Source organism: Candidatus Arsenophonus lipoptenae (assembly GCF_001534665.1).
Classification (GTDB): Bacteria; Pseudomonadota; Gammaproteobacteria; order Enterobacterales; family Enterobacteriaceae; genus Arsenophonus; species Arsenophonus lipoptenae.
On the sequence record NZ_CP013920.1, the window covers coordinates 280,206 to 304,438 of the forward strand.

Sequence of the window (24,233 nt, forward strand, 5' to 3'; positions counted from 1 at the left end):
CCGTTATATTCATAATAAATTTATTTTAAATAATAATTATTAATTGATTTAACTATACCATCTGTATTAAGTCCTAATTCAGCTCGTATTTCTTCCTGACTACCTTGAGAAATATAATAATCAGGCAACCCTAAATTAATTATAGGCATAATATTACTTACTTTTAATAAAAATTCATTTACACCACTACCAGCACCGCCCATAATAGCATTTTCTTCTAAAGTTACTAATAAGTTATGAGTTTTAGCAATATCTAATATTAATATTTCATCTAATGGTTTTACAAACCGCATATCTACTACAGTAGCATCAAGTATTTCTGCTGCTTTTATTGCTTCTATTAATAATGTCCCAAAATTCAAAATAGCAATTTTTTTTCCTTTACGTCTAATTAAACCCTTACCTATTGGAATTTTTACTAATGGTTGTAAAGTAGCACCAGAACCAATTCCTCTGGGATAACGAACAGCAACAGGACCACCCTGATAGTGATAACCAGAATGCAACATTTGACGACATTCGTTTTCATCACTAGGAGACATAATAATCATATCAGGTAAACAACGTAAAAATGACAAATCAAAAGCACCTTGATGTGTTGGTCCATCTGAACCAACAATTCCTGCTCTATCTATAGCAAATAAAATAGGTAATTTTTGAATAGCTACATCATGAATAACTTGATCATAAGCACGTTGTAAAAAAGTTGAATAAATTGCAACAACAGGCTTATAACCTCCAATAGCAAGACCAGCAGCAAAAGTAACTGCATGCTGTTCGGCAATAGCAACGTCAAAATATTGTTTAGGATATGTTTTAGAAAATTTAACCATTCCTGATCCTTCTCTCATAGCTGGGGTAATTGCTATTAATTTAGGATCATCAATTGCTTCTTGACACAACCAATCGCCAAAAATTTGCGAAAAAGTCAATTGTTTGTTATTGCTTTCAGGCAAAATAAAAGTTTCTGGATCAAATTTTGGTACAGCATGCCAATTAATGGGATCTTTTTCAGCGGGTTCATAACCCTTACCTTTTTTAGTTATAATATGTAAAAATTGAGGTCCTTTTAATTCACTCATATTTTTTAGTGTATGTATTAATGTGAATACATTATGTCCATCAATAGGTCCAATATAATTAAATCCTAATTCTTCAAACATAGTACTAGGTACTACCATTCCTTTAAGATATTCTTCTATTTTCTTTAATAATTTTTTAATTTGAGGAATATTAGAAAAAACTTTTTTCCCACTTTCACGTAAACTAGTATATAAATCTCCTGATAATAATTTTGCTAAACTATTATTTAGCGCTCCAACATTTTCTGAAATTGACATATCATTATCATTAAGTATTACTAGTATATCTTTATGAATATCACCAGCATGATTCATTGCTTCAAAAGCTAGTCCTGCAGTAATAGCACCATCACCAATAACACAAACAGTTTTACGATTTTTATTTTCATATTCTGCTGCTACAGCCATACCCAATCCAGCACTAATTGATGTTGATGAATGACCAACGCTCAAAATATCATATTCACTTTCTAATCGCCATGGAAATGGATGTAATCCATTTTTTTTTCGTATTGTATCAATACGATCTCTACGACCTGTTAATATTTTATGTGGATAAGCTTGATGACCTACATCCCAAATAAGATTATCAAATGGAGTTTTATATACATAATGCAAAGCTACAGTTAGTTCAATTACTCCTAATCCTGAAGCAAAATGTCCACTAGAACGACTAACACTATTTAATAAAAATTGTCGTAATTCTTCACATAATGTTGAAAGACTTTCCATTGGCAACAGTCGCAAATCTTCTGGTGTTTTTATTAACTCTAAAGTTGGATAAGAAATGATATTTACTCCTATTATTTTTTGTTTATATATAATGCTCATTATATAATAAGCATATTAAAGCTATAAATAAATAGATAAATTTTTAGATATATTCCTAATCTCAGTAAGATTTTTATCTTAAATCAAATGAATTAATTTTCTCTTTCGATAATAAAATGTGTTAAATTTTGCAAAGTTTTTGTATTTAGTCCATATTGTTTTTCTATAAAAAATAACGTGTTTAATGCTTGTTTGTATAATTTTTTTGCTTTTTTTTGTGCTTGTTCAAGACCTATTAATGATGGATAAGTATTTTTTTTATGTTTTTTATCAGATCCCTTATTTTTACCTAAAATATTCGTATCACCAGTAACATCAAGAATATCGTCTTGTACTTGAAATAATAATCCAATAGAATTAGCATAATTATCTAACAATGGTAATAAAATACAACCTTGTTTTCCAGCAGTAAGTGCGCTAATCCTAATAGATGCACGAATTAAAGATCCTGTTTTATGATGATGAATGGATTCAAGTGTTGTAAGATTAATATGTTGACCTCCTGATTCAATATCAAGAGCCTGACCTCCACACATTCCTGCTGCTCCAGTAGCAATAGCTAAATTAGCTATCATAGCAAGACGATTAGTATCACTAACATCTGGCATGGCAGAACGAGATAAAATATCAAAAGCAAGAGTTTGTAAAGCATCACCTGCTAAAATAGTATGCGCTTCACCAAAAGAAATATGACAAGTTGGTTGGCCACGACGTAAATTATCATTATCCATTGCAGGTAAGTCATCGTGAATTAATGAATAAGCATGAATACATTCAACAGCTGCAGCAGGAACGTCTAGATTTTCCACTGCAACATTTAACATATTACCTATAGCATAAACTAAAAAAGGTCTAAATCTTTTTCCTCCAAGTAATGTGCCATACTTCATAGCTGAAACAAGTTGACTTTTATTAAACGGAAGATTTTGAAATTGATTTAATAGTGTTTTATTAACCCTATCCTGAACCCATTGACGTTGATCTTTAAAAGAAAGAGCTACTATTTCAGACATAGTTTATTTCCAATGTAAAATTATCAATTTATCTATCATAATAGATATCGTAACACAGTTAATAAACATTATTTTATTTTTTCTTTTAATACATTACGTTGTAATGCCAAATCATTCTATTATTTTACCTAGTTATCTGAGATATATTAAAATTACTAGATTATTTATTAAATTAACCTAAATCTAGTAAAACAATTATTTAATATTTAATTAATTAAATATTAAATATAATAGCATTTTTACATTACAATTATATTTATATGTGTAATAGTTTTTGCTATTTTAATCTTATAGATGTATAAAAATTAATTTAACTTGTTTTCTAAAATTTATGTAACCAATTGATAAAAATAGAAAATATACTATATATAGTTTTATTAATTCATAATCATACTAACTTATAAAAATATTGTTTAAAAAACAGCAAAACAACTAAATTATTAATTATTTAATTTTAACATGCTTTTATGATTTATAATATTTATATAAATATTACATAAAATATAAAATGCTATTAATAATATAATAGTAATTATTTATTTTATATGAAATTATATTTAGATTAATGTACGATAAATTTTTAACAAAAAATAATTTTTACTATAATTACATGAAGTTATATATTATTATTAATCTTAATTATAATTCATATATAATATATAAATAAAATAACCTAATAACATCGCTGAATTAATACATAAATACATATATTTCTATATCGTAAAATACTTAAATACAGTTATTATGTAGTTATGATATATATAATAGATATAAACATCTATTGTGTGTAAATTTAATTTTATATATTCTTATAATATACAAAATAAAATATTTTATTTGTATGAGTTCTATAAATGTTGATTTATAATTAATTATTCATAAAATATGCAAGATCTTTTAAATGAGTACATAAATACAAATCCATAATTTATTATATTTTTAAATATATATTAAATATAAATAATAAATTACATTATAAAATAAATAATTTTCATTAATATCTTTATATTATTAAAATATAACTTATTAATATTTTTTTATCTTTAAAACTAAGGCTCATAAATACCATAAAATAGCAATCATTATTGAGCAAATATTATCATATATAAAATATATTACCTATTTTATAAATTCAAAAACAATCTTGATATTAAAGATACTATACAAAAAAATAATATTTTTATAAATTTTCTTAATCAGGCTGGTGTTTTGGATTTAGATAAAGAATCGATCTTATCGTTCATAAAATTACAAATAAACACAGTTAAATCAATTCAATATTGATATCAAAAAAATGTAATTTTAATAAAAAACACAAAAAAACAAACTAATAACTTGTCAGCTTCTCGTTTAAAAATTAAAAAATAAAATGATAAACTTGTACAAGTAATTGCGACGAATTAAAATAACATAGAAAAATAAAAAATTAAATATTTATATAAATAAAATAAGATTACACAATCTTATAGATTATAAAAAATAAATAACTTACAAATCACTTAAGAAAATTACTTTAGAAAAAGTATAAATTTTAGTCATTTAATTAAATTAAATAAAATATATGTAAAAAATTTTTTAATTCGTTGAAAAAAAAATCTAATTGTAATTGACAATTATGTGGAATTAATATAGCACAAATAGCCAATAAAATAGAAATAGTATATTCTCTCTTTTTATTAAAATCTTTTTTACTGCTTTTTAAAATAGGAAAGCAAAAATTAATTTTAGATGGCCATAAAAAAGGTATTCCCTTTGCAGTTAACATATCTGCAATTAAATGACTAAAATAACCTAATAAAAATGATTGAATTAGCGCATCAGAAAATAAGTAATTATTTTTGAGTTTATTGGACAATAAAATTATAACCACCCATGCACATAAACTATGAGTAAAACCACGATGACCGCATAAACGACATATAGGCACAGAAATAAAACGAAATAAACGACCAATATGAGATGATGGATGATCTATGTCCGGCAGTAAAGATCCAAATAATACACCTACCAACAAATGAATCCAATCACCATGTAAAAACTCTGTGATATTTATTAATTTACGAATAAGTATTAAACATGATAATGAAAATAGTAAATGCCCAGTTGCAGTCATAAAATATGATATCCAAAATATTTTTTATAAAATTTATGTTCTATAAATAATGTTTTAAATTAAAACATATTAATAATAAAAATATAATTTTTTATAGAAATATTATTTTAATGAATTTGATTTAAATGATATGTTGAGATGTTAATTCAATTAGAGTTTTTAACTTAAAATCTGCTAATGTCCACCTTGGATCAGTAAAAAAAATTTTTGGTGGTATTACTATGCTACGCATTCTAGCGGCTTTAACAGCAATCATTCCATGAAAAGAGTCCTCAAATGCAACACAATTAATTGGCTCAACATTTAATGTTTTGGCTGCTTGTAAATATACTTCGGGATGTGGTTTGCTATATGGTAATGTAAATGCCGATATTACAGCTGAAAAATATTCTCTAATATTAAACATGGCAAGTACTTTTTCTAATATTTTCGTTGGGGATGCTGAAGCCAAACCTATTTTTAAATTGTTATTTTTACATAATTCAAGTGCATAATGCACACCAGGTAATAATGGACGTTGTTCTTCTATAAGTTCAATAACACGTTTAACAATTTTTTCTTCAACTTCTTTTAAAGAAGTTCCTGGCCATGGAGCAGCTAAATACCATAATTGTACAACTTGATTAATACGTAATCCTAACGTATCAGGCAGTTGATTAGCTATTTGAGTATCAACACCAAGTTGGCTAAAAACTTCTTTTTCTGCTTGACTCCAAAGAGGTTCTGAATTAATTAATAATCCATCCATGTCAAAAATAGCAGCTTTTATAGATAATTTATGGAACATTAAAACAACTCTCCTATGATTAATTAAATGTTTCTTTATTGTAAATCAATAAAGAAACATTTAATTTTAATATATAATAATTTTTTTACTTTTGATAAAAACAAAAATATAAATTATTTGTAAATTTTAATTAATAAAATTTCTTCTTGAAAGAACTAAAAAATTAGCAATTATATATTTATTACATAAAAAATCTGAATTTCAACAATACAATCTAGTTTAATTAAACGAAATAAAAAATTAACTAAATTTAACAAAATTAGTAAATAAAATTTCTAAATATTAATTTATAAATTAATGCATTTAATTATATTGGAATAATTATTAAAAATTATTTTTGTATAAATTTATAAATAATTCATAATCTTATCTTTTAAAATTTTCTTAATTTCTTATAAATTTTATCAAAAAATAAATCAAGATTTTTTTAAATAAAAATAATGTTTTCTTTTACTAATATAGCTATAAACTAATGCAAAAATAACAAAAATAGCTTGAGCTAAGACAATGCATGGTCCTGTAGCAGCATCAATGTAAAAACTTACAATAGTACCTATTAAAGATGCTATTATAGAAGAAATAACTGCCACTATTAACATTCTATTAAAATCTTTACATAATATAAAAGCAATAATACCAGGAGAGATGAGCATATTAATCACCAAAACTATCCCTACTACTTGCAATGATGCAACAATAGTTAAAGATAATAAAGAAAGTAATCCATAATGTAAAAATTTAACTGGTAATCCAATTACTTTTTCTTGATTAGGATCAAAGCAATAAAGCAAAAAATCTTTATATTTTAGTAAAATTATTATTATAGTAATAATTGAAATCCAAAGTATTTGTTGAAATTCTGATGTGGTTATACCAAGTATATTACCAAATAAAATATGCGTAAAATGTTGATCTGTACTAACACAAGTTAGTAGAACTAAACCAAAAGCAAACATACCAGAAAAAACAATACCCATTATTGTATCTTCTTTTATACGACTATTTTCTTGTAAATAACCTGTCGCAAGAGCACAAAAAATTCCTGATAAGAAAGCACCAATTGTTAAAGGAATGCCAATAATAAAAGCTATTATAATACCTGGTAATACAGCATGAGAAATTGCATCACCCATTAATGACCAATTTTTAAGTATCAAAAAACATGATAAAATAGCACACACTGCTCCAATAACTAAGGAAGTAATAATAGCTTTTTGCATAAAAGGAAAAATAAAAGGTGTTATTAACAATTTCATAAAATTATTTTCATTATAAGTATTAAATATCTCTTGCTCTAACCTTTTTCATATATAATCTTGAATTAATTCTTTTTCGATAAAAATATAATCCATATTTAGGTGCAAATAAAAACACAAAAAGAAAAATTAATGTCTGAAAACTAACTATAACACCACCAATAGAACAATTGATAAAATAACTAAAATAAGTACCAAAAAAACTAGAAAAAAATCCTATCAGCACTGCAATAATAAATAAATGTCTAAATCTATCTGTAAGCAAATAAGCTATAGCACCTGGTGTTATGACCATTGCAATAACAAGTATAGCTCCAACTGCTTGTAAAGCGGCAACAGTACATGCACTTAACAAAGTAAAAAAAATAGTTTTTAATTTTAAAGGATTTAATCCAATTGAAATAGCATGATTTATATCAAAAAATACAAGTAATAAATCTTTCCATATAAACAAAAGTGTAAAAAAAGAAATAGTAACAATAATTTCTACTTGTAATAGATCTTCATCTACAATACTTAAAATATTACCAAATATCATACTTTGTATATTTATTGAAGTAGGATTTAATGAGATTAATAACAATCCAATCGCAAAAAATGTAGAAAAAATAAAACCAATTATTACATCCTCTTTTAATTTTGAAATATGACGAATTAATGTCATAGATAATGCAGCTAAAATACCTGCAAAAAAAGCACCTATAGAATAAGGAAGATTGAGTGCATATGCACCAGCAACACCAGGAATAACAGAATGAGAAATAGCATCACCCATTAATGACCATCCATTTAATACTAAATAAACAGAAAGAAAAGCACAAATACTTCCAACAATAGAACTAACTAAAATTGCTTTAATCATATAATCATATTTAAATGGCTCCATTAATATATCCAACATACTTTTATTCCTATTAACTATATTTATTTATAATTAAAATACAAAATAACATAGATCTTTCATTTAAATAAATTTTAATGTCAAAACGACTCAATACAACAATTACCAAAAGCTAATTGGATATTTTCACTAGTAAATGTTGTTTTAATAGGTCCACTAGCGAGTATTGTTCTATTAATCAAAATCACTTGATCACAAAACTTAGGTACACTACTTAAATCATGAGTAGAGATTAAAATTAAATAACCAAGATTACGCAATGATAGTAATAATTCAATAATTGTACTTTCTGTTTTTATATCTACACCCGTAAATGGCTCATCAAGTAGGAGAACTTTTCCTTCTTGAGCTAGTGCACGTGCAAAAAAAACTCTTTTTTTTTGACCACCAGAAAGTTCACCTATTTGCCTGTGTTTTAAACCTAGAAGATCAACACATTCTAGTGCATTATTAACAATTTCTTTATCTTTTTTGCTTGGAATACGCAAAATGCCCATTTTACCATAACGACCCATCATAACTACATCAGAGACTAAGATTGGAAAATTCCAGTCAATTGCTTCTGTTTGAGGTACATAAGCAATAATATTTGCTTTAAGTGCTATTTTAATAGTAGTATTATTTAATGTTATATTACCTTTTGTTGGTATAACTAAACCCATAATAGTTTTAAATAAAGTTGATTTACCGCTACCATTAACTCCTAAAAGACCACAAATTGATCCACCAATAACATTAAAACTAGAATTATAAATAGCGGTATATCCATTACTATATATAACAGTAATATTATCAACAACTAAATTAGGGGTTGTTTGAAAAAAATATTTTTTCATATTATGTACCAAACCCTTTAGCAATAGTATCAATTGTAGTTTTTAATAATTCTATATAAGTAGGAACTGGTCCTTCAGATGTAGATAAAGAATCAACATAAAGCACGCCACCATATTTAGCCCCTGTTTCTTTACTAACTTGTTTTGCTGGTTTATCAGAAACAGTGCTTTCACTAAATACTACTGGAATATGGTATTTTTTTACAATATTAATTACTTTACTAACTTGTTTAGGTGAACCTTGTTCTTCTACATTAATTGGCCATAAATAAACTTCTTGAAAACCATAATCTTTAGCTAAATAACTAAAGGCACCTTCACTAGTTACTAACCAACGTTTTTGTAATGGTATTTGTTCTAATCTTTTTCGCAATTGTATATCTATTTTATTAATTTTATTATAATATATTTTAGCATTTTTATTATAAACATTTGCATTTTTAGGGTCATATTTTACAAGTGCTGCTCGTATATTTTCTATATATATATATATATTTTTTGCAGACATCCAAGCATGAGGATTAGGATTACCTTTATATTCACCTTCTTGAATTGGTATAGGCTTTATACCCTTAGTGACAATAATAATAGGAATATGTTTAAAATCATCAAAAAAACGATGAAACCATATTTCAAGACCTAATCCATTCCATAAAATTAAATCAGCATTATGTAATTTTAATATATCTTTTGGGGTTGGTTGGTATCCATGAATTTCTGCACCAACTTTAGTAATAGACTGGACATTAGCAGCATTACCAGCAATATTTTTTACTATATCTTGAATAATAGTAAAAGTAGTAACAACAGTAATTTTTTTTGCATATGTAATTGGATTAATAAGAAGAATAAACACAACAATCTTGAAAAGATTAATAAAAAAATTTATTGGATACTTAGATAAAAAAATATTTTTTTTATACATAAATGTTACCTAACCTAAAATTTATTTAATGAGAATCATTATCAATTATATAAAAAAATGTCAAGGTAATTTGATTCATTATTATAAATGATTAATATAATTAAATTATATGCTATTTAATTTAAAGTTAAATTAAATAATCTTTAATTCTAAAAGAGAAGATTAAGATAAAGAAAATAAGCAACAATCATATTTATGGAATAAATTCCATGAAATTATAAAATTGTTATAAATATTAACTTTCATTATAACTTATTTAATGTGATCATATAAAATTTAATCTAAAACAAATAAACTTAATTAAGTAAAATAAGTTTAAATTAGGATTAAGCAATAACAAACAATAATAATAGATAAATAAATAAAAAATTTAAGTAAACATTTTTTAAAAATTTAAAAACATTAACATAATATTTTATCTTATATAAATATTTTATTATAATAAAACGATCTAATTTTATCAAAAAAATTCTTAAAATGATATGACTAAAACATTACTTACTTAATACTATAATTATAGTAATAATAGTAATATATTTAATTATTTATAATTAATTCATTAAAAATTAATTACTGAAAATCTATAAAACATAATACTCATATAAAAATATTTTTATGATAAATTTATCTTCTACTAATATAGTTTATACCGAAATTTTAAATTTACTAAAATTTAATTATTAATATAATTTTATAATTACAAATATTATATAATTAATTTTTTATCTAATTAATAAAAACTTAAAATTTTATAATCTAATATAAATATTATATCTATATTTTTATTAACATTATAAAATAATAAATTAAAAACATTACTTAATATAGATACAGTATAATTTATAAAAAATTTGCATATCATATGTTAATGATATACTTGATTATAAATTTAGTAATTAAAATAAGGATTTTTAATGCCAGTTATCACTTTTCCTGATGGAAGTTTACGTAAATATCAAAATGCTGTTTCAGTAAAAGATATTATAAAGGATATTAATTCAAATCTTATAAATGACTGTATAGCAGGTAAGATTAATGGTCAACTTATTGATATAAGTGATATAATTAACAATGATGTTAAATTAGATTTTATTACTAATAAAGATATAGATGGATTAAAAATTATTCGTCACTCATGTGCACATTTACTTGGTCATGCAATAAAACAATTATGGCCAACAACTAAGATGGTAATTGGGCCTATTATTGAAAACGGTTTCTATTATGACATTGATCTTGCATATAACTTAACAAAAGAAGATTTAAATAAAATTGAACAAAGAATGCATCAACTTGCTAAAAAAAATTACGATGTTATTAAAAAACTAGTAAGTTGGCAAGAAGCAAAAGATACTTTTATTTTACGTGGAGAAGATTATAAAATTCAAATTTTAAATGAAAATATTAACAAAGATGATCATCTTGGACTTTATTATCATGAAGAATATATTGATATGTGTCGTGGGCCTCATGTACCTAATATGCGTTTTTGTCATTATTTTAAACTACAAAAAGTTTCCGGTGCATATTGGCGAGGTAATAGTAATAACAAAATGTTACAAAGAATTTATGGAACAGCTTGGGCTAATAAAAAACAATTAACTAGCTATTTATTACGTTTAAAAGAAGCAATTAAACGAGATCATCGTATTATAGGTAAACAACTTAATCTTTATCATATGCAAGAAGAAGCGCCAGGTATGGTATTTTGGCATAATTATGGCTGGATAATATTTCGTGAATTGGAAACTTTTATTCGAAATAAACTAAATGAATATCAATACCAAGAAGTAAAAAGTTCATTATTTATGGATCGTATTATTTGGGAAAAAACAGGTCATTGGGAAAATTACAAAGAAAATATATTTACCATATCATCGGAAAATAGAGATTTTTGCATAAAGCCAATGAATTGTCCTGGGCATGTGCAAATATTTAATCGATCTATAAAGTCTTATCGTGATTTACCATTACGGATTGCAGAATTTGGTAGTTGTCACCGTAATGAACCAACCGGTGCACTACATGGTTTAATGAGAGTGCGTAGTTTTACACAAGATGATGCTCATATTTTTTGTACTGAAGATCAAATATTAGATGAAGTAAAAAATTGTATCAAAATGATTTATGATGTTTATTCAATATTTGGTTTTCAAAAAATCACTATTAAATTATCGACCAGGCCAAAAAATAGTATAGGTACTGATATACAATGGAATATTGCAGAAAATAGACTTGCTAAAGCACTGGAAAATCTTAAATTTGATTACCAACCAGGAGAAGGGGCATTTTATGGACCAAAAATTGAATTTACTTTGTATGATTGTTTGGAGCGAGCTTGGCAATGTGGTACTGTACAACTTGACTTTTCATTACCTATTCGTTTAAATGCTTTTTATATCAATGAAAATAACAAACGACAAGTACCAGTAATGATTCATCGTGCTATCTTAGGATCAATGGAACGTTTTATTGGAATTTTAATAGAACATTACGCAGGGTTTTTCCCAACTTGGTTAGCCCCTTTACAAATAGTTATTATAAATATAACAGATTCACAAATTGATTTTGTAAAAAAAATAGTAAAAAAATTGGCTAATTTAGGTATTCGTGTAAAAGCAGACTTGAGAAACGAAAAAATAGGATTTAAAATACGTGAGCATACATTAAAACGTGTTCCTTATATGTTAATTTGTGGAGAAAAAGAAGTTGAATCACATCAAGTATCAGTTAGAACTAATAAAGGGAAAAATTTAGGAACATTCAATATCATGGAATTTATAAAAAAAGTACTCAATGAAATTCGTACTCGTAGTATTTATCAATCTGAGGAATAATGTAATTAAGGGTGGAAAAAAATCAAATGATACGTCAGAATCGTATTAATACAGAAATTCGTGCTTCTGAAGTTCGTTTAACTGGTTTAAATGGTGATCAAATTGGTATTATCAGTCTTAAAGAAGCTCTAAAAAAAGCTGCAGAAGCTGGTGTTGATCTGGTAGAAATTAGTGCAAATGCTGAACCACCTGTTTGTCGAATAATGGATTATGGTAAATTTATATATGAAAAAAATAAATTTCTTAAAGAACAGAAAAAGAAACAAAGAATTATTCAGGTAAAAGAAATTAAATTTAGACCTAGTACAGATGAAGGAGATTATCAAGTTAAACTACGTAATCTAATTAGATTTTTAAAAGATGGGGATAAAACTAGAATTACATTAAGATTTCGAGGACGTGAATTAGCACATCAACAAATAGGTATTGATATGCTTAATCGTATCAAAATTGATTTGGAAAAAATATCAATAGTCGAATCTTTTCCAAATAAAATAGAAGGTCGTCAAATGGTTATGGTACTTGCACCTAAAAAAATATTTAAGCAAAATAATTAGTTTTTATTTAATTTTAATAAAAAAATCAAAGTTGATTATTTATACTTTTACCATACGAAGTGGATATTAAAATGCCAAAAATAAAAACAGTACGTAGTGCAGCAAAACGATTTAAAAAAACTAGTAATGGCCATTTTAAGCGTAAGCAAGCTAATCTTAGACATATTTTAACTAAAAAATCAACTAAGCGTAAGCGTCATTTAAGACCAAAAACTATAGTTTCTAAAGGAGATTTTTGTGCAGTATCTAGTTGCCTACCATACGAATAACAAAAAAAATTTAACTTTTTAAAATAGTATTCTAAGTCATAGGAGAGATATATGGCTCGCATAAAGCGAGGAGTCGTTGCACATGCACGTCATAAAAAAATATTAAAACAAGCAAGGGGTTTTTATGGGGCACGTTCACGCGCCTACCGTGTTGCTTTTCAAGCAGTTATTAAAGCTGGGCAATATGCTTATCGTGACCGACGACAACGAAAACGTCAATTTCGTCAGTTATGGATTATACGAATTAATGCTGCTGCTCGTCAACATGGTTTATCATATAGTAATTTTATTAGTGGTTTGAAGAAATTTTCAATTATATTAGATCGCAAAATTTTATCTGATATTGCTGTTTTTGATAAAGCAACTTTTGCATCCTTGGTTGATAAAATAAAGTAATATAAAAAAATATCTTTTTTTAATTAATTATGTTTTAAAATTAATTATTTGTTATAAAATAAAAATTTATTATATCAATTTAACACCATATTTATTGGCTTTTACGTATTTAAAAATCTAAAAACTAATAAAAGCCTCCTTTTGGAGGCTTTTATATTAAGCATAAGAAAAATAATTAATAATTATTAGATTTAAAAGAGGATATTCATGCTACATCTAGTAAAATTGGTTGCACAAGCAAAAACAGCCATCGCAAAAGCTCAAGATGTTGCTACATTAAATTCAATAAAAGTTGAATTTTTAGGCAAAAAAGGTCATATCAAAATATATATGTTAAAATTACATAATTTTACAGTAGAAAAACGCCCTATAATGGGAAAAGCAATTAATCAGGCCAAAAAAAATATTCAAAATTTATTAAATATACGTCAAGAACAATTAAAAAATATAATTTTATCTGATAAATTGCAAAAAGAAACAATAGATATTTCATTACCAGGTAGACAAACTGAAGTAGGTAATCTTCATCCAATAACACGTACAATTGATAGAATAGAGAAATTCTTTAGAGCACTGGGTTTTTCTATTGTTTACGGTCCTGAAATAGAAGATAATTATCATAATTTTGATGCTTTAAATATTCCAGATTATCATCCATCTAGAAATATCCATGATACTTTCTGGTTTGATACTAATCGTTTATTACGTACACAAACCTCTAGTGTTCAAATTAGAAGTATGAAAGGAAAACAACCCCCAATTCGTATTATTGCACCTGGTAGGGTCTATAGAAACGATTTCGATAAAACACATACACCAATGTTTCATCAAACTGAAGGCCTAATTGTTGATCAACATGTCAAATTTACTAATTTAAAAAGTATATTATACGACTTTTTAAATTATTTTTTTGAAACTAAAATATGTATTCGTTTTCGTCCATCATATTTTCCATTCACTAAACTTTCAGCTGAAATAGACGTAATGCATAAAAATGATAAATGGTTAGAAATATTAGGTTGTGGCATGATCCATCCAAATGTCTTAAATAATGTAGGTATTAATCCTAATTTATATTCTGGTTTTGCATTTGGTATAGGGATGGAACGTTTAACCATGTTACGTTATGAAGTAACAGATTTACGTGCATTTTTTCAAAATGATCTTCGTTTTCTAAAACAATTTAGATAGATAGGATTATTAAATGAAATTAAGTGAATTTTGGCTACGAGAATGGGTAAACCCAACAATAAGTAGTGTAGATTTATCAAAACAAATGACTATGGCAGGCCTTGAAATTGATAATATTAAACCTGTTTCTGGTCAATTTCAAGATGTGTTAATAGGTGAAATTATTAAATGTGTTCAACATCCTAATAATAAAAAATTATTTATAACAAAAATTAATATTGGTACCAAAAAATTACTCAATATTATATGTGGAGATATAAAGTGTCGTAAAGGATTAAAAGTAGCAGTAGCAATATTAGGAGCAGTTTTATCAAATAATTTCAAAATAAAAGTAATGAAAGTACTTGGTGAATATTCTGAAGGTATACTATGTTCATATGCTGATCTCGGTATTTATGATAATAATCATGGTATTATTGAACTACCACATACTGCACCTATCGGGACAGATATTCGTAATTACTTAAAATTAAATGATAATATTTTTGAAGTTAATTTAACACCAAATCGCGCTGATTGTTTAAGTATTTTAGGTATCTCTAGAGAGATTGCAGCCATAAATAATATTAAAATGAATACACTAAAAATTAAACCAGTTAAAAGTAATGATAATATTGTTTTTCCGATTCGTATAGAAGCATTTATAGAATGCCCTCGTTTTTTAGGAAGAGTAATAAATGGTATTGATATGACAGTACAAACTCCTATTTGGATGAAAGAAAAATTACGTCGTAGTGGATTTAATCCCATTGATCCTGTAGTTGATATTATCAATTTTGTATTATTAGAATTAGGTCAACCATTACATGTTTATGATCTTGATCATTTAAATAAAACTATTATTGTTAGAATGGCTAAAAAAAATGAAATATTAATTTTACTTGATGGTAAAAAATTAAATTTAAAACAAAATACGTTAATTATTGCTGATGAAAAAAATGTTTTAGGAATTGCAGGTATTTTTGTAGGTAAACATGCAAAAATAAATCAAAAGACTACTAATATATTATTAGATAGCGCTTTTTTTAATCCACTAACAATTTCTTTCTGGGCACGTTATTATGGTTTTCATACTGAATCCTCACACCGTTTTGAACGTGGAGTTGATCCTCAAATGCAATATATAGCTATGGAGAGAGCAAGTAAATTAATTTTTGAAATTTGTGGTGGTATAGTTGGTAATATTGTTGATATTAGTCATATAAATCATTTGCCTAAAGTAATAACTTTAACTTTAACTAGAAAAAAACTTGATCTTTTAATTGGCCATAAGATTCCAGATACTAACGTTACTCAAATTCTTCAACGATTAGGATTTCATGTAATTAATGAAAAAGAAAATTGGAAAGTAATTACCCCATCTTGGAGATTTGATATAAAAATTGAAGAAGATCTAATTGAAGAAGTAACTAGGATATATGGGTATAATAATATACCACATGTACCGTTAAATGTAGATTTAATTAGACCTTATGATCATGAATCAAATTTATCATTAAAACGTGTAAAAACATTACTAATTGATCGTGGTTATAATGAAGTAATTACCTATAGTTTTGTAAATCCTAAAATGCAATTATTATTATATCCAAATTCTGACATGTTAATTTTACCTAATCCAATATCATCTGATATGTCAGTTATGAGACTTTCTCTTTTACCAGGATTATTAAATACAGTAATTTATAATCAAAATCATCAACAAAATCGTATTCGAATATTTGAAACTGGATTACGATTTATACCTGATGTATTAGCAGAATATGGCATTAGGCAAGAATTAATTTTAGCAGGTTTGATTACAGGAAAACGATATATAGAGCACTGGGCGCAAGAAAAGAGAGAAGTTGATTTTTTTGATATAAAAGGTGATGTTGAATCAATATTAAAATTAACTGGCAAATTAAATAATATTTTTTACAAATCTTATTCTAATTCTATATTACATCCAGGACAAAGTGCTAAAATTTATCTTAAAAATAGTTATATCGGATACGTAGGTGTCATTCATCCTAAAATAAATAATAAATTAAATTTATATAATAGAATACTAGTTTTTGAATTACTGTGGAATAAAATTCAAGACCGTATTATTCCTAAAGCAAATATAATTTCACGTTTCCCAGCTAATCGCCGAGATATTGCTATTATAATACCAGAATGGATTCCGGCAGCAGACGTATTAGAAGAATGCAAAAAAATTATTGTAAATCATATAGTTAGCATAAACTTATTTGACGTTTATTGTGGCAATAGTATAGCAAAAGGTTATAAAAGTCTCGCTATTAGTTTTATATTACAGGACACAGAACGCACTTTAGAAGAAAAAGAAATTAACGCAACTATTGATAAATATGTTGATGCATTAAAACGGCGATTTCAAGCCTCTTTGAGGAAATAAATATATGGCGCTTACAAAAGCTGTAATATCAGAAAATTTAAGCAAAAACCTAGGTATAAGCAAATGTGATGCTAGAAAACTAGTTGAACTTTTTTTCGAGGAAATTCGGCTTTCATTAGAAAATGGAGAGCAGATAAAATTATCAGGATTCGGTAATTTTGAACTGCATGATAAAAATCAACGTCCGGGTAGAAATCCTAAAACTGGAGAAGATATTCCAATTGCTGCAAGAAGGGTAGTTACTTTTCGTCCAGGACAAAAATTAAAAGGTAGGATTAAAAATATAAATTTTCAGGAAACATAAAAATTATCAAAAAGGCCGCTAAAATGCGGCTTTTAGTTATAATTAAAAAATTAAATATTTTCAAATATCTAAGAATATTTATAAAAAATTTATAAATAAAATATTTACTAAGATTTTACATATACCTTAAATATAACTTATATACTAAAATTTCAAATACTAAATATTAGATGTTATTTTTAAATATTTATTTATAGTATAAATTAATTACATAAAATATAATTTTTACTAAAATGATTTCATATTGCATTAAAAAATTTTAAATAATGCTAGATTATATTTTTGAGTATTATAGTATTAAACACTTTATGAGTTGCATAAATAAAAATATGTTAAAAACATAAACATCTCTATCATTTTTTATTCTTTATTAAAAAAATAGAATTGGACTATTTTATATTAAATTTTATTACTAGTATTTATATAAATTATTAATATATTAATCATAATTACTATTAATAATCTTTTCTTAAACCTAAGGTAGTAAATACTGCATATTAGAAATATATATTAAATTTAATACAAATTATGCAAAAAGAATATGAAATAATAGGTATTAAAAAATAAATAGACAAGATTTTTTTATTATGTAAAATAGCTATATATTTTTATCAAAATAATGATAATTAAAGCTACAGGACATACAATACGAAATATTATAGTTGTATGTTAAGATTTCTTATAGTAGCAATATTATTAATATAATATAGTTTTTCCATTAACATGGTGCCATTATTTACTCCTATTCTAGTAATTATAATTGCCATAAAAGCGATAAAAATTAATATTTCTTATACTAGAAGTTAATTAAAAAATCAAAATGTAATTTTATAAAATTAATTCATTTAATATTTAATTTAATTACTTGTCTAACATTTATTCGATTCAGTTTATTAAGTGTTAATAGTAACATTTGTCCATAAATTAATAGATTTTATTAGTCTTATATTAATTATTTAAGCATTATTTTAGTGCTACATCAGCTATAGGTGGTGTTTTCATAACTTTTTATAATGTATATTTTTTAGTTCTTAGTTTATTTTAAAAGCGCTATAGAAGCGAATATATAGTTTTATACTAGATTCAACATAGTTATTTTATAAAAATCATTAAAATTAATTATAATAAAAATAAGAATCAAAAAAGTAATGAAAGCTATTATTTTTGTCTATCATTACATTGGACATATGGGATTACAAATATCAAAAAAGGCGAAAATTAAAATTTAAGCTATTTTACTTATATAAATAATCTTAAAAAGATTATTTAATTTCTTAGATAGTATAATTTGGAATTCATATAGAAACTCTTGTTTTGACAAATTAAAATATTAATAATTTACTATAAATTAAATGTATTAAGAAAATATAATATATTTTTATTCTTCTTTTTACTATAGTAAAATATTAAGTCAAGATTTATTAAAATTAGTAATTAAAAGATTTTTGAACTTATATAGTTTTTACTATCTAAACATAAGTAACACAAGCATCAATTAATTTAACTATTCTAGATAATGAAATAAAAATTGGTGTAATTTTTATATAAAATAATATCTAAATTAATATACTAGCGATACTTTTGCTCAAGAAAATTATCTGTTAATTTAACATACATCACATTGTGATTACATAAACAATTGTCAAGTTACAAGTAAACTTTTAAATAATGCACTTTAACAAAAGTAGGTAATTATTCAGCAATTGCATAAGATAGATAATCTTTATAAAACAACATTACTTTATTTTAATATTTACTAAGAATTATTTAATAGATCGATCTAAATATGCTATAAATAATAAATAGCATAAATAAGAACATTAAATATCACGTTATTCCTAAATTAAGAATAAAATATTTATTTTTCTGCTAAGATATTAAAAAATATTTAGCAAATGAATTAGGAATTTTAATAAATAAATGGATCAGTATCCAAACTAGAATATATTTTAAAAACTAAATTAATATTTTAATATTAAGAAGTAAATATTTCTATTGGAAATTATTTAATTAGATTTTTATTATCTAAAAGATATTTTAACATATATAAATTATATATTAATTCTTTTTATGTTTTATTAACAAATTCCAGCTTAAGTAATCAGTAAATTTTCTATTTTATTCATGGCGAATCATTATTCATATAATGATTGGATTAAATATTAGATTAAATATTATATAAATGTAATGTTATGCTAACATTAATTGCTAATTTTACACTACTTAAATATAAATATAAACTATTAAAAGTATTTAAATTAAATTTTCAAGGAAGTTTAAAAAAAATAATATATTATTCAAATATAACAAACGTATCATCTTTCTATCTATATCTGAAATATATGAAATATTTCATAATAAAGAATTTAATAAAATTCTTATAATGTTATTATTAATTAAATTAATAACAAATATTAAACTTATTTTAGTTCTAAAAATTATTAGATTGTATTTAGGAAAATGGCACTTAATTTTAGTTAAAATTTACTTTACTTAAACAATTTAATTTTTTAGATTTTAAACGTATTTATAGTATACGATTGATTAAGTAATATTAACCGACTAACCTTAAATTTAATCAAATGATCTTTTATAAAATTAATCGATGTAAATAATCAAATAAAATTTTGCTAATATTAATATTAAGGATAGCATAAAAGCTATATTTGCTATAATTAAGAATAACAATGAATAATGTAATAAATAAAAATATTAATATCGGCAATATAAAATAATAAAGCTAGTATTACAAAATTAGCTGATATATTAAAATTAATATTTTTGAAAAACATACTTTATATGAAATGGTTTCTCCATTTGTTAGATTTAAAATAACTGAATACAATTATCATTATAGAAGTAATTATCAAGATATCAAATATAGTAAACCGAATATTAAAAGTGCTGATTGCTTACTGAAATAAAAATCAATTATTAAATATGAAGAGAACTATTGATAAAACTTTATATTTTAAAAATGCAAAAAAATATAAAATTTAAAAACTGGTTTCATTACTATATGACTAGATAACATGAAACCTCATTTATAATTGTGTCTTTTTAATCTTAAGTATTTATATTACAATATTAAAATAGAATGCCATATCAATATATAGTCAAAGTATTATATTAGCTTATTACATTTTAAATAGAAAAATAGCTAATGATTTAAAAAATTATATAAAACAAACAAATTAATGAAAGTCAATAATTTTGGATACATATATTGGATTATCAATCTTGATAAAATAATAGATAAATAATTAAAATTGATTAAATCAATAAAATTAGGAGTAAATAAGCTTGAAAACGACATTGAAGTTTCCGTTAAATATTCATCAGTTCCAGCTTAGAACAAGATAATGAAAAATGTATGTACTAAAAGCAAAAGAATATTTTGCATTTAGTTGATTGTTAATATAATTTTTGTTCTTTTTTATCTAAAAATATAATATGTATTATACAATGCTAATGATGTTATTAATTTATGATTAAATTATTAATACTGTAAGCTATAGATAAAAAATCTAGTAACTTTATTATTAATATAATGCCGATAAAAGTAAAAAATGCCTATTTATACTATTTTTACTGAAATTAAAATGATATCTAAGTTAATAGAATTTGAATATTTATTAAAAATAATTAAAAAATTATATTTCGCCTTTTATATAAATTTATAATAAATCATATTTTACTTAACTAAAAAATTTATATAATCCTATTCTCCAGATCGTGAAGATTGGTTGTTAGAATATCGATATAGAATTTGGTGTTTATATTAAATAAAATATTAATATTATTATTTTATTATACAATATTATTTACTTTTATATATTTAATACTTTTAAATTTTAAATCACTCCAGGAAACTAGATAAAACTGGTTATATGCAAACATTAACAAGAAAAATATTGTAAAGAAATAATTAAACAATGCTTTATTTACTTTAATATTCGTAATTTTTAAAAAATTGTAATATGGATTAAATAAATAATATTAGTCAAATAATATTCGATTATGCTAATTTTTCTATTGTATTTAGTTATATATTTTCTACTATGAAAAACGATTATTTAATTTACTAGCTAGCTACTACTATAAATATTATTCAGTAAAATATATTTCGTATATTCTATTTTTATTTTTATTCCAACAGCCTTAATATTTCCTATTGGTAATCATAATGTGTTAGATCTGATGTTAATAATATGGCTTGATGATTGTATATCATTACATTTTTAGTTATTAAAACTAATTAAAATTTCCACAAAATTAATATCAATATCCTAGATTAGGATTTTACCTGTGGTATTTTTAGTATTTGCTTTTATGACTAAGGATAATTATAGATTAACTATTATACTATTATAATAATGATATCTGGTTTCTTTATCAACAAAGATTCATTAAATAATAAAATTTAGCGGTATAGTAATTATTAGCTCAGCAGCATGCAATAAAAATTATTAAGATATTAGTTATCAATGATATGAACTATATTATTAATTTTTTAAGTAGAACATATTTTACTTTTTATCATGAGATGCTTAATATAAATCACTTTTTTTTGATTTTATATTTCTACTATATTAATTAATGTAATACCGTAGTTAAAATTTTTGTTTAGTTATTTTTATTTAAAAATTAGCAAAACATGTATTTTGTATAAAAATGATTACAAGTAAAAATATAAATTAAATTAAGATTTATTAACATATATATTATATATATAATATAATTTTTATTATAAAAACTAAAAGTTTAATTAATAATTAAATAATATTTACATTTTATCAATATAAATAACTTTTACAATTATGATTGTAATTTATAAAGATCATAACCTACCTAATAATAAATCAATGTTATATTATCCACTAACAATTTATAATTTTTACGTATTTAATTATAAATTATTATAATTTATAATTAAAGTAATCAAATAATAATAAAAAAAATAAAACAATTAATGTAGGAATTAACCAAGATACATTATATTCATATAATGGTAATTTCTTTAAAATATCAAAAACAAAAGGTTGCAAAAAATTAGAATACTTTATAGCATCTAAAAAACCAAATAGTAAACTAGTCAACATAGGTAGTGTTACTACTATGAATGAATTGTTCCACCATTTTAAAGTAAAACTCATTATAATTAATATAATACATGGAGGATAAATAGTCATTAAAACTGGTATAGAGAATTTAATTAAATTACTTAATCCTAAATTTGATATTATCATAGAAAATATGCTAAATATTAACACTAATAGACGGTAAGAAATAGGTATATAATTAATAAAAAATTTAGCACAAGCACAAATAAGTCCTATTGCAGTTACTATACAAGAAATAAAAATTAATATACCTAAGAAAAAACTACCGTAATCACCAAAAATATATTGTACATAAGCATGTAAAATATCTGTACCGTTACTAGCATTAGGCAATAAAGTGCCGCTACTATTACCTAATTTAAATAATGCAATATAAATTAAAGTTATTAATACACCAGCTATTAGTACAGCCCATGTTATATAACGAATTAACATGGCAGAATTTTCCATACAACGAGAGCGTGCCGCATTAACAATAATAATACCAAAAACCATTGCACCTAATGTATCCATAGTCATATAACCATTTATAAAACCATTAAAAAAAGCCATATCGGCATATGATGCTATTGGTGCAATTGATTTACCAGCTGGACAAATTAATGCAGTAAAACTTAAAACTGCTAAAGCAATTATTTTTATTGGAGCTAAAATATATCCTATACTATTTAATAATTTTCCAGGATAAAATGAAACAACTATTACTATAAAAAAATAAATAAAATTATAAATAAATAATGAGCCGGAAGAAGAAATACTTAACAATGGTGCAAGTCCAACTTCATAAGATACAGTTGCAGTACGAGGTACCGCAAATAATGGGCCTATTGCTATATAAGCAGTAAAAGATAATAATAATCCTGGTATTTTCCCAATAGGAATACTAAGTTGATCAATTCCACCACCTACTTTTGCTAAAGCAATCACCGCAGTAATAGGCAATACAACACCTGTTATTAAAAATCCAGTTGCAGCTATCCATACTTTTTCGCCTGATTGTAATCCAATAATAGGAGGAAAAATAATATTTCCAGCTCCTACAAATAGCGCAAAAGTCATAAATCCTAATGCAAAAATATCTTTATATGTTAAATTATATCTCATAATTATCATTAATGTCTTGTTAAAGACTAATTTTAAGTAAAAATATTAATCAATATTATTAATATTATAAAATATAAATTCATCAAAAAATAATAAATTATCTCATTAGTATTATCTCATTAGTATTATAAGTAAGATTATAATTCTTTAAAATTAAAAGCTACTTTTTAAAAGTAATATTTTTAGTAAGATATTCCTTGATAATATGTAAATTTTATAAATTAATATAATGATTGTAGTATATAATATAATGATTATTTTACAAAATTAATGATTTTATAAACTTAAATATCTCAAATACCATATT

General features: G+C 23.9%; 15 protein-coding genes and 1 pseudogene. 7 read left to right on the top strand and 9 right to left on the bottom strand.

The genetic code is table 11. From position 1 onward, the window contains the following. Positions 1 to 20: 20 nt before the first annotated feature. The 8 genes from dxs to AUT07_RS01250 form a co-directional block, all read right to left on the bottom strand. Entirely contained in the window at positions 21 to 1,913 is a 1,893-nt protein-coding gene (gene dxs / locus AUT07_RS01215) for a 1-deoxy-D-xylulose-5-phosphate synthase (RefSeq protein ID WP_395496506.1), read from the bottom strand. A 92-nt stretch (positions 1,914 to 2,005) separates the two neighbouring features. Then, positions 2,006 to 2,926: a (2E,6E)-farnesyl diphosphate synthase gene (gene ispA, locus AUT07_RS01220; RefSeq protein ID WP_066283105.1), complete on the bottom strand. Its 921-nt coding sequence runs from the start codon at positions 2,924 to 2,926 to the stop codon at positions 2,006 to 2,008. A gap of 1,543 nt (positions 2,927 to 4,469) precedes the next feature. Continuing rightward, entirely contained in the window at positions 4,470 to 5,039 is a 570-nt protein-coding gene (locus AUT07_RS01225; protein WP_066283110.1) for a metal-dependent hydrolase, read from the bottom strand. Between the two features lie 121 nt (positions 5,040 to 5,160). Continuing rightward, a complete protein-coding gene (gene hxpB, locus AUT07_RS01230) occupies positions 5,161 to 5,826 on the bottom strand; it encodes a hexitol phosphatase HxpB (protein ID WP_066283111.1) in 666 nt (221 codons plus the stop codon). A gap of 416 nt (positions 5,827 to 6,242) precedes the next feature. Then, a complete protein-coding gene (locus AUT07_RS01235; protein ID WP_066283113.1) occupies positions 6,243 to 7,082 on the bottom strand; it encodes a metal ABC transporter permease in 840 nt (279 codons plus the stop codon). A 22-nt stretch (positions 7,083 to 7,104) separates the two neighbouring features. Further along, a complete protein-coding gene (locus AUT07_RS01240) occupies positions 7,105 to 7,983 on the bottom strand; it encodes a metal ABC transporter permease (protein ID WP_066283116.1) in 879 nt (292 codons plus the stop codon). Between the two features lie 80 nt (positions 7,984 to 8,063). Continuing rightward, positions 8,064 to 8,819, bottom strand: coding sequence for an ATP-binding cassette domain-containing protein (locus AUT07_RS01245; protein WP_083495542.1), 756 nt, complete (start codon positions 8,817 to 8,819; stop codon positions 8,064 to 8,066). A gap of 1 nt (position 8,820) precedes the next feature. Further along, positions 8,821 to 9,744, bottom strand: coding sequence for a metal ABC transporter substrate-binding protein (locus AUT07_RS01250; RefSeq protein WP_083495543.1), 924 nt, complete (start codon positions 9,742 to 9,744; stop codon positions 8,821 to 8,823). 914 nt (positions 9,745 to 10,658) lie between these two features. Between AUT07_RS01250 and thrS the strand changes: the two genes are divergently transcribed. From thrS to ihfA, 7 genes and pseudogenes are all read left to right on the top strand, one after another. Then, positions 10,659 to 12,581, top strand: a complete 1,923-nt coding sequence (gene thrS / locus AUT07_RS01255; protein WP_066283119.1) for a threonine--tRNA ligase — start codon at positions 10,659 to 10,661, stop codon at positions 12,579 to 12,581. Positions 12,582 to 12,585: 4 nt separating this feature from the next. Continuing rightward, positions 12,586 to 13,138, top strand: a pseudogene (infC, locus tag AUT07_RS01260) (translation initiation factor IF-3). Between the two features lie 71 nt (positions 13,139 to 13,209). Beyond that, positions 13,210 to 13,407: a 50S ribosomal protein L35 gene (rpmI, locus tag AUT07_RS01265; RefSeq protein ID WP_066283122.1), complete on the top strand. Its 198-nt coding sequence runs from the start codon at positions 13,210 to 13,212 to the stop codon at positions 13,405 to 13,407. Between the two features lie 51 nt (positions 13,408 to 13,458). Beyond that, the gene (gene rplT, locus AUT07_RS01270) at positions 13,459 to 13,803 is read left to right on the top strand and encodes a 50S ribosomal protein L20 (RefSeq protein ID WP_066283125.1); all 345 of its coding nucleotides are present in this window, start codon (positions 13,459 to 13,461) and stop codon (positions 13,801 to 13,803) included. 207 nt (positions 13,804 to 14,010) lie between these two features. After that, positions 14,011 to 14,994, top strand: coding sequence for a phenylalanine--tRNA ligase subunit alpha (pheS, locus tag AUT07_RS01275; RefSeq protein WP_066283128.1), 984 nt, complete (start codon positions 14,011 to 14,013; stop codon positions 14,992 to 14,994). Positions 14,995 to 15,007: 13 nt separating this feature from the next. Continuing rightward, on the top strand, positions 15,008 to 17,395 hold the full coding sequence (gene pheT, locus AUT07_RS01280; RefSeq protein ID WP_066283131.1) for a phenylalanine--tRNA ligase subunit beta: 2,388 nt from the start codon (positions 15,008 to 15,010) through the stop codon (positions 17,393 to 17,395). 4 nt (positions 17,396 to 17,399) lie between these two features. Then, positions 17,400 to 17,699 (top strand): integration host factor subunit alpha, encoded by a 300-nt coding sequence (gene ihfA / locus AUT07_RS01285; RefSeq protein ID WP_066283133.1) that lies wholly within the window; start codon positions 17,400 to 17,402, stop codon positions 17,697 to 17,699. 4,919 nt (positions 17,700 to 22,618) lie between these two features. Here ihfA and brnQ read toward each other — a convergent pair. After that, on the bottom strand, positions 22,619 to 23,926 hold the full coding sequence (gene brnQ / locus AUT07_RS01290) for a branched-chain amino acid transport system II carrier protein (RefSeq protein ID WP_066283136.1): 1,308 nt from the start codon (positions 23,924 to 23,926) through the stop codon (positions 22,619 to 22,621). Positions 23,927 to 24,233: the final 307 nt, after the last annotated feature.